Genomic DNA, 12,003 nt, shown 5'->3' on the forward strand with positions numbered 1-12,003 from the left:
GCCGACTCGCCCGATGCTGGCATGGACACGGCGTCTCACGCTCCGGAAGCGGCGCTGGACGACGGTCCGGCGGCTCACGCAGCCGACTCGGCGGCAGCACTCACGGACGCACGCCGGGTAAAGAGCCCCGAGCACTCGTCGTCAACGCACGTGCCCCTGATGGCGATGGACATGCTGTCGCTGTGCCTGGCCGTGATGCTCGGAGCGTGGGTCCTCGCCACGCTTCTGCGCTCGGCGCTCGCCCGTCACCCCGACTGGCTGGCGCGTCTCCTCGCCCAGGCTCCCGTACTACTGCGAGCAAACCCTCCCCCACGCGGCCCCGATCTCACCCAGTTGTCGGTCCTGAGGCTGTAGGCCGAACCGCCCTAGCGGGCGCGCACCAGGCGCAACCCCGCGACGTCGCATGCGCCAAGACAGCCACAAGAACCAGACACATGAGTGACATCGATCATGAGTGTCTTCACCCGCGCCCTGCACCGCAAGCCCGCCCGCCGGATCGCCGCCGCGGGAGTCGTCGCGGCGGGAGCCCTACTGCTGTCCGCCCGTAGCGGCAGCGGCGACATGGGCACTCTGAGCCGCATCACCCGCTGACCGTTCCGGGCTCCTCGGCGCGCGTGTCGAGGAGCCCGGGCGGTCCCCTGCCCCCACCTGCCTGCGCCCGGCCGACGTGCGCCCGGCGCCGCCCCCCAGATGCCCGAGGAACCATGACCAAGCACCATGCCGCCGCGGTAGCCACCGTCCTGACCCTCGCCCTCACCGTGGCCGGCTGCGCCGGCAGCGATGACAAGGCGGACTCGTCCGGCTCGTCGGCGACGGCACTGACCCACATCCACGGACTCGGCCTGGATCCCTCCGACCAGCGCCTCTACGTCGCCACCCACGAGGGCGTCTACACCCCCGACGCCAAGGGCAAACCCACGCTGGTCGGCGCGAGCGAGGACGATTTCATGGGCTTCACGGTGGCAGGGGACAAAACCTTCTACGCCAGCGGCCACCCCTCCCAGGGAGGCAACAAGGGTCTGATCAAGAGCACGGACGGCGGCAAGACCTGGAAGGCGCTGTCCTTGTCCGGGCAGTCCGACTTCCACGCCCTGGACTACGCGCACGGCACGCTCTACGCCTACGACGCCACGGGCGGCCTGTTGCGCACCAGCAAGGATGGCAAGACCTGGAAGGACGGCGCGATGCTCCAGGCACTCGACATCGCGGTCAGTCCGAGCGACCCCGACCTCGTCCTCGCCACCACAGCCGCGGGAATCGCCCGCAGCACGGACGGCGGCGAGACGTTCACGAAGGGCAAGCAGCCCGTCATGGCCTTCCTCTCCTGGACCGCGAAGGAAGCCCTCTACGGCATCGACACCTCCGGCGGCCTGAACCGCAGCACGGACGGCGGTGCCACCTGGAAGAGCGTGTCGACCCTCCCCGGCGGTCAGCCCCAGGCGCTCACCGCGGTCGATGCCGAGCACGTCCTGGTCGCCACCTGGGACGGGGTGTACGAGTCGAAGGACGGTGGCAAGACCTTCACCCGGCGGCTCGACGTCGAGTCGGCTGACGTGCACTGAATACGCCGCGGCTCGGCCACCAATCCGCACCCGTCCTCGATACGAACACAGGGCAGCCACACCGGCCATGCCTTACTGCATATGCGTCGCATCTGAAGGCACAACGCAGTAAGGCATGGCCAACATCGTCCCGAGGAAGCTGCCCATGAATACCAACGCCGCGGCCACTCGGCCGAGCCGCCGGTTCGACCGGGGTGAGATACGCCGTCTGGCGGCGATGTACGGCTTCGTGGCGGCGCTGCACATCGCGGGCTTCGGCCTGTTCGCCTACTACAACGCCCGCTACCACGACCTCGCCAACAGCCAGGGCGAACTGCTCTACGCAGGCGCGGCCGGGCTGGCCTACACGCTCGCGATGCGCCACGCCTTCGACGCCGACCACATCTCAGCGATCGACGACACCACCCGCTACCTGCTACAGAAGGGCAAGCGCCCGCTCGGTCTCGGGCTGGCCTTCTCACTCGGCCACTCGTCCGTCGTCTTCGCCCTCTCCGTCGCCATCGCCTTCGCCGCGCAGGCCGCGAACCGCTTCCAGACGGGCTTCGCCGACATCGGCGGTGTCATCGGCACGCTGGTCTCCGGGGTCTTCCTGTACGCCATCGCCGCCCTCAACTTCGGCGTACTGCGCGGCATCTTCGGGACCTGGCGCGAGGCGAAGCAGGGCCACCACCGTCCCGAGGAGCTGGAACAGCTCCTGTCCGACCGCAGCTTGATGAACCGCGTCTTCAAGGGCCGCTACAACAGGCTCATCGAGCACAGCTGGCAGCTGTACTTCGTAGGCCTGCTCTTCGGCCTCGGCTTCGACACCGCCACCCAGGTCGGCGCGCTCGGCCTCGCAGCCGGCTCCGCCGCGGACGGCACCCTGCCGCCCCTCGGCATCATCGCCCTGCCACTGATCTTCGCCGCCGGCATGAGCCTGATGGACACCACCGACGGGGTGTTCATGGCAAAGGCATACGAGTGGTCGTTCTCCAACCCCGTCCGCAAGATCTACTACAACCTCACCATGACCGGCCTGTCGATCTTCGTGGCCTTCGTGGTCGGCACGGTGGAATTGGTCTCCCTGCTCGCGGAACAGCTCGGTGCGGCCGACCGCGCACCCTGGTCCTGGCTGGCGGGCATAGACCTCAACACGATCGGCGTCGTCATCGTGGTCACCTTCGTGGCGACCTGGATCGGCGCCGTCGCCCTGTGGAAGCTGCGCCGCTTCGACGAGCGGTATCCCACACGCACCGAGCCGGACCCCGACGTTGTGTCCGTATGACGCTGACGCTTACGGGCTCGATGCGCCGCAGAGCAGAGTCTCCGAAGGACGCCTCCGGTTCCTGTCGTGCCGCTCCGTCCGCGTTATCGACGTCGCCGACGTAGCTGGAAATCCGGCCAGCCGGTCGCCGTCATCTTGAGGGCGTCGCCGTCGGCTCGTCGCGGAACTGGGCAGGCAGGGCACTGTTCACGCGGGCCGCAGCCGTGGCGTCGCAGCCGCGCAGGCCGGTGCCGTGGTGGTCGTCACCGATGCCGGTCGCCGCCACGGCGGGTTCCGCGGCCAGCACCAGCGGAACTACTTCGCGATGGCACCCCCGATTGGAGTCAAACGTGGGGGCCCTGCCCGAGGTGCAGCCCACGAGCTCCCGCCGACAACCGTGTCACTCGGTCGGACCAACGTTGTACGGGAAGACGTCTTGCCCGCAGCCGCCGGGCCTTGTACGCCGGATCGGCCTTCCACTCCACCGGGCGTCGGCCTGCCCGCCGCATCACGCTGTGCAACCGTGGTGGTGCTCGGGGTATCCGGACACCTCTTTCGGAAGGAAGTGGCCCGATGCCGTCTCCCGCACGCCGTGCGGCCACCGCCGTTCTCGTCCCCGCAAGTCTCGCCTCGTCACTGACGCTGGTACCGGTTGCCCTCGCAGCCGCCCCCGCCACCGTCGCCCCCAACGTCGCCGCCACGCAGCAGCCCGGCGGGGACCAGCTGATGCAGATGGCCCAGCAGTACGCCGCCGCCCTGCAAAAACTGCACGGGGCCGCCTTCGAGCAGGCCTTCATGGCCGGGATGATCCCGCATCACCAGATGGCCGTGTCGATGGCCCGCATGGAACTCACCGACGGCACCCGTCCCGAGCTCAGAGCCATGGCGCAACGGGTGATCACCGCCCAGAGTCAGGAGATCAGCGAAATGACCAGCTGGCTCAAGACCTGGTACGGACTCACCCCGGCTCAAGCGGCCGCCCGCATGCCCGCAGGCGTCCAGCAGATGATGAGGTCCATGCACGCGGACATGGATGCGATGTCCAGCCACATGGCCACGATGGGCGCCGGTGCGAGTGTCGACCAGGCGTTCATGGAAGGGATGATCGCCCACCACGAGGCCGCCGTCCTTGCGGCAGGCACCGTGCCCGGACAGGCCACCCACAGCCGGCTGATCGCCGTGGCCCACTCCATCGCCGCCAGCCAGAACGCGGAGATCACTAAGCTGCGCACCTGGCTGAGTAACTGGTACGGGAAGTCGACAACCAAGTAGCCGCGGACGCACCGGACTCCAGAGGTCGCCTTTCAGCACGAGCAGCGATCGGCGGCCCCGGGCGAGGGCAGGGCACGCACCGCCTCTGCCCTCGCCCGGGTCTCAGTGGACGTGCGGGCCTCCGGTCATCTGCGGCTTCCCTCGGGGTACGAGGACGAGGGCGCTCGCGGCGGCCGCGACCGCGCTGAGCGTGAAGGCGTCTGTAAAGCCGCCGATCGCTCCATGCTCGACGCCGGCGGCGACCGTCGACATCACGGCCACCCCGATCGAGCCGCCCACTTCGTGGAAGGTGTTGACGACGCCCGAGGCCAGTCCCGCCTCCTCGTGGGCGACCATGGCCAGCGCCGTGGTGGTGGCGGTGACGAAGACCGCACCGATGCCGAGCGAGGCGATCACCAGGCCGGACAGCAGCGGTCCCGCATACACACTTCCGTCTCCCGACAGCCAGGTCAGCGGGAGAGTCCCACCCGCCGCGACGCCCATTCCGGCCACGGCGGTAGGACGGCTGCCGATCCGGCCGACGAGTTGCGACCCGAGGTGGGCGCCGATGCCGGTGGCCACGGCCACGGGCAGGAACACCAGCCCGGTCTTGAGCAGGCTGAATCCGCGTAAGTGCTGGAGATACACCGAGCCGAGGAAGAAGAACGCGATCAGTAGCGCGGTGGCGATGAGCATAAGGAACGCGCCCGCAACCACCGGACGGTGGGTGAACATCCTGAGGTCCATCAGCGGAGTCCGGCCGTCGTGTTCGACGGCGACGAACGCGCCGCAGAAGACGAGAGCGCCGAGCAAGGGCAGGACGGCGGTCGCGCTTCCGCAGCTGGCGTCTCCTGCCTTCACCAGTCCGTAGATCAACGATCCGGTGCCCGCGGTCACCAGCACGGCACCGGGCAGGTCCAAGCGCGCAGGCTGAGGCGAGCGGCGGGGCAGCAGTGCGGGCACCTGGTGCGCCGGTGGCGAGTCCGGTGACCAGGGAGGCGGCCGTGAACGTCGCCAGCCCTACGAGCACGGTGCGATGGGCACCCAACACGTCGACGAGCCGCCCACCGAGCAGCATCAGCCCACCGAAGCACAGCGCGTACGCGGTGACAACCCAGGTGAGCCAGCGGCCGCTCTGACGGGCAAGGGCCCTCCAGAGGGGACTTGATCAGGTGATCAACGGGGCACATGCGCCTGCGCAGAGGCGGACGTCAACAGCCCATCAACGGCCGCGAGACGGGCGACCCGGCCGCCCCAGACACCGCGCATGCGTTCAGGAAGATCGAAGTGGTGAACATGGCAGGCCCTTGTCTGGAAGCCGGAAAGACGGGGTCGGTTGGAGGCACTCAGGACCTCCCGCGCGGGCTCAACGCGTACGCAGTCCTCCTCACGACGTCGCCCCCCATGTGTACGGCTCCCACCGACGACCGGTGGAAGCCGTACCAGAGGGTGAGATCACTGGCGTCCGGTGTACTGGAAGATGTAGAGCCCGTAGTCGCGGTCGGATGCGGCGACGTACTCCGTGCCTCCGTGGGGGAAGGTCTGCACACCCCAGAAGTTGTTGCCGCCCTTGTCGATGTAGTGACCCACCTCGACGAGCTTGTCATTCTTGATCTTGGTGACCCGGAATCCGCCCGCGTAGTAGGCGAAGTACGCGAGGTCGGAACGGACGTGCGAGGTCGCCACCTCGTGGACGGTCAAGTCGCCGAACCCGGAGGCGTACGCCGGGTCGTGGCCCTCAGGGATCGCATACGTGTCCAGCTCGGTCATCTTGCCGCGCTCGTTGCGGTAGAGGTGGGCGTAGCCCCAGCCGTCGAAATGAGAGGAGAACGTGGCCTGGTCACCCTTGGTGCCGACGGCCACCGGAAGGGCCTGGGGTCCGGTTCCGGCCAGGCAGTCCGCGTTGCTGTAGGGCTGGTCGAAGATGGCGAAGCCCTGGCTGCGCGGCGCGACACCGAACGTAGGCAGGGTGCCCTCAACGCTCATGCCGGACTGGGCGTCGCAGGCGTCGCTGCCAGTGCGGTTGAAGACGAGGATGCCGTCGTAGCCGCCCGCGGCCTCGACATTGGCGACCTTCTCGGTGAAGGTGCACACGCCGCGCTCGACGACGGCGATGTCCATGGTGGCCGGGTCGCCGGCAGGCACCGCGGTGTCGCCGTTGCAGGCGCGTCCGACATATACGGATCCACCGGTGAGCGCGGTGCCCGGGTTGAGCGGAATGCCCTGGCCGGCGGTGATGGCGGTGTTGTCGGTGACGTTGCGGGCGGCCAGCGCGTACGGGCCGAAGTCCTCGTCGGCGCCGATGACATAGCGGTTGTCGAGCGTGAACTCGGCCTCGTGGCCGTTGCCTTCGGGCGCCACCGTCAGCCCGCTCTCGGCCGGCTCAGGGTCGGGGTCGGTGAAGTCGGTATCGCCGATGTACTTGATCTTCTTGGGGTTGGTGACGTCCAGCAGGACGTATCCTGCGTCCCAGTACGACGCGACCATGATCTGCCGGCCGTGGATGTTCTTGACGACCATGTCGTGCAGGAAGATCTCGGTGAGGTTGGCCGGGGCTGCCTGGACGATCTGCGGGAAGGTCTCATCGAGGTCGTACTCGGCGACGAGCGTGGCCTTCGCCGGGTCGGTGATGTCCATGATGTCGACGTCCGTGCCCTCTTCGTTGTCGACAAGGACGGCGTACGCCCTGTCACCCGCGTCCCAGGCGAAGACGCTGTGGATCTCGCGGGCCAGGTCGGTCGGCTCGTTGCCGAGGGTGAAGTCGCCGACGCCGTTGGCCAGAGTCTTGGGGTGGACCGGGTCGGTGACGTCGTAGATGTTCATGCCGCCGACACCGCCGTCGCCGCAGATCTCGTTGTTGGTGACGAGGATGTCGCCGTCGAAGGCGGACGTGGAGATGTGCAGTGTCTGGATGCCCTCGCCGGGCGCGCTGCCCGTCGTGGGGATGAACGCGGCCTTCTTCGGCTTGCCGGGGTTGCGGATATCGACGACATGGACGCCGGTGTTGTCACAGCCGACTCCGCCCCACGAGGCGAGGTAGGCGTACCCCTTGTAGACGCCCACATCGGCGATCTTGCCCTCGACGCTGTCGAGTTGAAGCTTGCTGACGAGGCTGACGTTGTCACTGCTCGCAGGCAGGTGTCCGCCGCTCCCCCCATGTTGGTCGTGATCGTGTGTGGCCTGCGCGTTGTTGATGACACCGTCTGTGGAGCCGACACCATCATGGGCCTGGGCGACGCCCGTGAGCCCGACCGCCACCAGGGATGTGATTATGACAATTCCGGCGGCTGTACGTCTGCGTCTGTTACGCATAGTCCCTCCCCTGCCAGTGCGGGTGTGACCGCACACCTGTGACGAGGCAGTGCCCGGCCGATCGGCCCGGGCACCGGGAACGTACTTTGCCGACTCATAGGCAGGGAAGACTTTTAACACGAATGCATTTAGCAGACAGCGGCTGCTTCTGCCCCGTGTCGACGCCACGCCGGTAGCCGATCGCCGCCATGCCGCAGCGCGTCTCCGCACTGAATCCGACGCCATTTAGTGGCTGTGACCGTCGGCGCCGTGCCCAGCATCGTCGGTGTTCGTGGCTGTGGACGCACTGTTCTGAGGTGACGGAGCGACGGAGTTCTGGCCGCCTGGCGTTTCGTCGTGGGTGCCCTCGTCATCGTGGGTGGTCTCGGCTTCCCCTGTCTCCTCCGACTTCCCGGAAGTCTCCTCACCATGGCTGTGGCCGTGCCCGTCGCCACCCGACTCCGACGCCATCCCGTCGGCGATGCCGCGCAGCCCGATAAACGCAAGCACTGCAGTGACCAGCACCAATACGCCCGCCGGGCCGATGATGCTGCGCCAGCGCGCCGGTTCGTGCCGCAGGACATACGCAATGAAGGACAATGTGAGACCGAAGGGGATGAGCATCGCGCCACGCTCGGGGAAGTCCTCGAAGTGCTGCAACCCACCGCTGAGCATGCCAATGCCGAACGACAGCGCGAGCGAAGCAGCGATGATGCTTAGTACTTTCGCTGCCTTGGGTCGCTGCTTGGTGAGGATGAACTCGGTGAGGGTGGTCGCGCACAGGAAGACCGCGGCGCCGATCATCGCGATGACGGTGTACCGGGCGGGGTCGAGCGGGTGGTGCACGATGGCGCCGCTGATCAAACCGGCGCCGACGAACGTGGCGGCGTAGCCGAGGTAGTTGCCGAGCAGCGGTGTCCGTTTCGGTGCTCGGCGGCGACCGCCGCGGCGTCCTCCGCTTCGCGGCGGCGACGGCTCCGGCCGCCTCTCATACGTGTGAGGTGCCTGCGGGTGCACAGGCGTGGTGGTGCGGTCGACAAAGTGCTGCTGGGACACGGAGGACGCCTTTCAGCGCGAAACGACGGTCGGCAGCGTGCGGGCACACGAGGCGGACCCGTCGGACGAGACGATGAGCTTTGGATGAGCACGGCCGGACAGGACGGTCCGGCACTTCGAGGGCGCAGCGCTCGGGCTGCACGCACCTCAAACAGCCAGTGCTCTATATCCGCAGCACCTGCGACCGCGAAATGTCCGTTCTTCTGGCCGGGTTCGGCTCCGGGCCGATGCGGACCGCCTTGACGCCGGGGTCGATGTTCCACGCCGCCTGGCTGTGTGGTGGAACCAGGCAGGGACCGGACGGGACCACTGCGAAGCAGCTGGAAACCTCCGTGTGGGCCACGGATCCGATGTGTTGATGCGGGTCGGGGTGCTCGGCAGTCTCAACGTCTGCGGACGCGAGCAGCGGCCCGTCGACAACAGGTGTGGCATGGCTCGCGTGCTGAATGCCTTCGGAGGTGGCAACTCCACTGTGGGCGCCGGCATGGCCCAGGGTATGCAGCACACCGACGCCCAGAAGCAGCAAGGTGAGCAGAACGAGGCGCAACGCGACGTCGCCCGTCTTCGTGTTCTTGCCCACGCGCCCCTACCGCCGTCCCCTAGCTGCGCCTCTACATCGGGTTCGTGTTTGTCCTCGGCGGCACAGCGTACCGGCGACGACTTCCACGCGACAGGTGGGGGCACGCTCAGGCGGACGGGAGCGCGCGTCGATCGGCCGAGCCAATAGGCGCCCGCCTGCCGTTCATGGACGGTGCACAGGCGTCTCAGTGAACGTGCGGGCCTCCGGTCATCTGCGCTTCCCCCGAGTATGAGTGCGTCGACGTGTTCGTCGGCGCGACTCAGACCCGGCGCGGCTGACGGCACGTGATCCGTGACCGTCAGCTCTGCGGACGCAACCCGGACAGGGTGACCGCGACGAGCCGCTTGACCGCAGCCTTGGAGGTCAGGGTGCCTGCCCCGGCAAGGGCGTGCAGGCAGAAGCTGGTCAGCTCATCCGGCGCGACATCATCCCGAACTTCACCCGCCTGCACTCCCTCAGCCAGCAAGCCCCGGATGAACTGACGCAGGTGCTGCTCTGCGTGCACGACGTGGTCCCCCCGGTGCAGGAGCGCCGAAAATTCCCCTCCATGCCCATGTCGCTGCTGCTGGATGAACGCGTAGGCCTCCAACACCGCTTCCAGCCGCTCGCCAGGAGTGCCGGCCTGGTCGCGAAGTTCAGCGAGTTGGTCGAGATGCGCGCCGATCTGGCGCTCGTGCCAGGCCACCATGATCGACTCGATGTCAGGGAAGTACTTGTACAGCGTGGCCCGGCCGATGCCGCTCTGTTCGGCGATCCGCGACATCGTCACCGCCCGCAGGCCCTGCTCCGCCACGAGCGCCGCCGTCGTTTCCAGCACCGTGTCGCGCACGGCACGGCGATGCTCCTCGATCGTCTCGTTCCACAGCCTCGGCACCAGGTCAGTATACGTGGTGACGATGCCGATACACTTCGACTTGATGTAGACACTATGTATCGATAACTGTTGCGGCCACGGAAGTACGACCCGACAGCCGTCCGCTCGACAAGGGAGATTCCTATGACCGACTCACCGTCCGAGCCGAGCACTACTACGGCGCCTGCCCATGGAACAGCCCCTGGCGCGCCGCGCTGGGTGAAGGTCTCGGGGGCAGTGGCGCTGGCCGTGGTCATCTTGTTCCTCGTCCTGCACCTGACCGGGAGCGGCATGGGACCTGGCATGCACGGCGGCCACTGATGGCGATGCCGCCCGGAATCCGCAAACTCGCACTCACCGCGCACGTCGCGTCCTCGGTGGGCTGGCTCGGATCGGTCGCCACTTTCCTGGCGCTCGCTCTCGCCGGACTGAACGGCCAGGATCCCCAGCAAGTCCGAGGGGCGTACCTCGCCATGGAGTTGACCGGCTGGTACGTGATCGTCCCGCTGGCCTTCGCCACGCTGCTGACAGGACTGATCCAGTCCCTTGGCACAACGTGGGGGTTGCTCCGCCACTATTGGGTGCTCGCCAAACTCGTTCTGACTGTCCTGGCCACGTTCCTTCTCTTGCTGCATATGCAGGTGGCGGCAGCGGCGGCGCGGACGAACCTGTCCGGCTCCGACCTCAGCGGGATGAGGATCCAGCTCGTCGCCGACGCCGCCGCTGCTGTCGCTGTGCTACTGACGACCACGGCACTCTCGATCTACAAGCCACGGGGCATCACCAAATACGGATGGCGGGTGCAGAACAAGCAGCGAGCTGATCGGGCCGGTAGCCCTGCCATGGACGAGGCGGCTCCGGCCCCGGCCTGACGGGCTCAGCCATCGCGGGGCTTTGCGGTCCGGCTCAGCATGGCCCGGCCGCCGAGGCCACGAACATCGGCAGGGCCAGGAACAGCCGGTCCGTGGTCACCCGAGCACACTGCTCGGCAACCCACGCATCCGTCCGCTCCCGCGTGACGGCGCCAGTAGAACAGGCCCCTTCGGCCAGTCCGACGAGCAGTGGGAGCATCGTCGGTCCCGTGAACACGCCTGTGTGCACTTCCACCGCCACCTCCTGGAAACCGGAGTCCAGCAGCAGGTTGCGATATCGGCGGGCGGTCCGCGGGCCGGCGGTCAGGTCGGCGCGTGCGTGCACGATGGTGCGAGTGAGGGTCGGCTCGTCGGAGTCGATGACGAAGGTGTCCCAGTCCTGTCCGATCAGCACGATGCGCCCGCCCGGTACGAGGGTGCGGCGGGCTTCCGCCAATGCCCGCTCGCGTTCGGCGAGTTCGTGAAACACCTTGTCGGCCCGGTAGCCATCCACCGAGGAGTCCGCCAGGGGCAGCTCGTATGCTGCCGCGGTCCGGAACTCCGCTCCGGGCCACCGGCCGCGGGCAACGGCGATCATCCGCTCGTCAGGATCCACACCGACGGCCTTCACACCCCGCTCGGCGAGTTCTGCCACGGCGCGCCCCGCCCCGCAGTCCACGTCCACCACGGACTTTCCGGACCCGACGCCGAGCAAGTCGTAGGTGCGCTGCCTGAGTTCCGTGACTCCCGGCAGCGGGTCGGCCGCTTCGAGCAGCGTGATGAAGTTGTCCGTCGAACGGCGCGTCTGTTCCGCTTCCTTGGTCATGGGCGCCAGGTTGCGACTTGATGTCGACATGAAGTCAAGCGAGCACAGCAGGCCGATCAACGGTGACGGCGCGGTGATGACCATCGGTGCCGTCGCGGAGCGCTTCGGCATGGCCACTCACGTCCTGCGGCACTGGGAGGCGATGGGACTCGTCACCCCCGCACGCGACGCTGCCGGCCGGCGCCGCTACGGCGCTGCCGACCTCACCCGGATCGCCGTCATCCTTCGCGCCAAGGAAGCCGGGCTGTCACTCGACACTATCCGTACGCTGGCAGGCACAGCCGATCCCGTGAAGCGGCGCGAGATGCTGCAGGAAGAAGCCGCGGCCCTGCGCTCCCGCATCGCCACCGCCCGGTACTCGCTCGAGCTCATCGAGTGCGCTCTGGACTGCGATCACGAAGACGTCACCCTCACCGGTGTCACCCGGCATGTCACCGCCGCATGGGCCACCCAGTGCGCCCGAAACCTCCTCATGGGTCTGGACGACACG

General features: G+C 67.7%; 15 protein-coding genes. 8 read left to right on the forward strand and 7 right to left on the reverse strand.

Annotated elements, in window-relative coordinates; genetic code table 11:
- From VXC91_RS37135 to VXC91_RS37150, 4 genes are all read left to right on the forward strand, one after another.
- On the forward strand, positions 1-354 hold a 354-nt coding region (locus tag VXC91_RS37135; protein ID WP_329511760.1), incomplete at its 5' end, for a hypothetical protein.
- Positions 355-450: 96 nt separating this feature from the next.
- Positions 451-591, forward strand: a complete 141-nt coding sequence (locus VXC91_RS37140; RefSeq protein ID WP_329511761.1) for a hypothetical protein — start codon at positions 451-453, stop codon at positions 589-591.
- Positions 592-704: 113 nt separating this feature from the next.
- Entirely contained in the window at positions 705-1,562 is an 858-nt protein-coding gene (locus tag VXC91_RS37145; protein ID WP_329511762.1) for a F510_1955 family glycosylhydrolase, read from the forward strand.
- A gap of 145 nt (positions 1,563-1,707) precedes the next feature.
- Positions 1,708-2,826 carry a HoxN/HupN/NixA family nickel/cobalt transporter gene (locus VXC91_RS37150; RefSeq protein ID WP_329511763.1) on the forward strand — a complete coding sequence of 373 codons (1,119 nt, stop codon included), beginning with the start codon at positions 1,708-1,710 and terminating at the stop codon, positions 2,824-2,826.
- A 130-nt stretch (positions 2,827-2,956) separates the two neighbouring features.
- Here VXC91_RS37150 and VXC91_RS37155 read toward each other — a convergent pair whose 3' ends face one another.
- Positions 2,957-3,112, reverse strand: a complete 156-nt coding sequence (locus tag VXC91_RS37155; RefSeq protein ID WP_329511764.1) for a hypothetical protein — start codon at positions 3,110-3,112, stop codon at positions 2,957-2,959.
- 266 nt (positions 3,113-3,378) lie between these two features.
- Between VXC91_RS37155 and VXC91_RS37160 the strand changes: the two genes are divergently transcribed.
- The gene (locus tag VXC91_RS37160; protein ID WP_329511765.1) at positions 3,379-4,077 is read left to right on the forward strand and encodes a DUF305 domain-containing protein; all 699 of its coding nucleotides are present in this window, start codon (positions 3,379-3,381) and stop codon (positions 4,075-4,077) included.
- A gap of 102 nt (positions 4,078-4,179) precedes the next feature.
- Here the strand turns inward: VXC91_RS37160 and VXC91_RS37165 are convergent, their stop codons facing one another.
- The 5 genes from VXC91_RS37165 to VXC91_RS37185 all read right to left on the reverse strand — a co-directional run bounded on the left by VXC91_RS37165 (position 4,180) and on the right by VXC91_RS37185 (position 9,857).
- Positions 4,180-4,977 carry an MFS transporter gene (locus VXC91_RS37165; protein WP_329511766.1) on the reverse strand — a complete coding sequence of 266 codons (798 nt, stop codon included), beginning with the start codon at positions 4,975-4,977 and terminating at the stop codon, positions 4,180-4,182.
- 534 nt (positions 4,978-5,511) lie between these two features.
- Positions 5,512-7,314 carry a PA domain-containing protein gene (locus VXC91_RS37170; RefSeq protein WP_329511767.1) on the reverse strand — a complete coding sequence of 601 codons (1,803 nt, stop codon included), beginning with the start codon at positions 7,312-7,314 and terminating at the stop codon, positions 5,512-5,514.
- 279 nt (positions 7,315-7,593) lie between these two features.
- Positions 7,594-8,211, reverse strand: a complete 618-nt coding sequence (locus VXC91_RS37175; protein WP_329511768.1) for a hypothetical protein — start codon at positions 8,209-8,211, stop codon at positions 7,594-7,596.
- A 355-nt stretch (positions 8,212-8,566) separates the two neighbouring features.
- Positions 8,567-8,983 carry a hypothetical protein gene (locus VXC91_RS37180; protein ID WP_329511769.1) on the reverse strand — a complete coding sequence of 139 codons (417 nt, stop codon included), beginning with the start codon at positions 8,981-8,983 and terminating at the stop codon, positions 8,567-8,569.
- Positions 8,984-9,281: 298 nt separating this feature from the next.
- Positions 9,282-9,857, reverse strand: a complete 576-nt coding sequence (locus VXC91_RS37185) for a TetR/AcrR family transcriptional regulator (RefSeq protein ID WP_329511770.1) — start codon at positions 9,855-9,857, stop codon at positions 9,282-9,284.
- Positions 9,858-9,980: 123 nt separating this feature from the next.
- Here VXC91_RS37185 and VXC91_RS37190 point away from each other — a divergent pair, with 123 nt between their 5' ends.
- Both VXC91_RS37190 and VXC91_RS37195 read left to right on the forward strand, forming a co-directional pair.
- Positions 9,981-10,157, forward strand: coding sequence for a hypothetical protein (locus tag VXC91_RS37190; RefSeq protein ID WP_329511771.1), 177 nt, complete (start codon positions 9,981-9,983; stop codon positions 10,155-10,157).
- Entirely contained in the window at positions 10,157-10,708 is a 552-nt protein-coding gene (locus tag VXC91_RS37195; RefSeq protein ID WP_329511772.1) for a hypothetical protein, read from the forward strand. Before VXC91_RS37190 ends, VXC91_RS37195 begins: the two co-directional genes overlap by 1 nt.
- A 34-nt stretch (positions 10,709-10,742) precedes the next feature.
- Here VXC91_RS37195 and VXC91_RS37200 read toward each other — a convergent pair whose 3' ends face one another.
- Positions 10,743-11,513, reverse strand: coding sequence for a methyltransferase domain-containing protein (locus VXC91_RS37200; RefSeq protein ID WP_329511773.1), 771 nt, complete (start codon positions 11,511-11,513; stop codon positions 10,743-10,745).
- Between the two features lie 28 nt (positions 11,514-11,541).
- Between VXC91_RS37200 and VXC91_RS37205 the strand changes: the two genes are divergently transcribed.
- On the forward strand, positions 11,542-12,003 hold a 462-nt coding region (locus VXC91_RS37205), incomplete at its 3' end, for a MerR family transcriptional regulator (RefSeq protein ID WP_329511774.1).

Origin of the sequence: Streptomyces chiangmaiensis, from assembly GCF_036281785.1 — a bacterium.
In the GTDB taxonomy this organism is placed as follows: Bacteria; Actinomycetota; Actinomycetes; order Streptomycetales; family Streptomycetaceae; genus Streptomyces; species Streptomyces chiangmaiensis.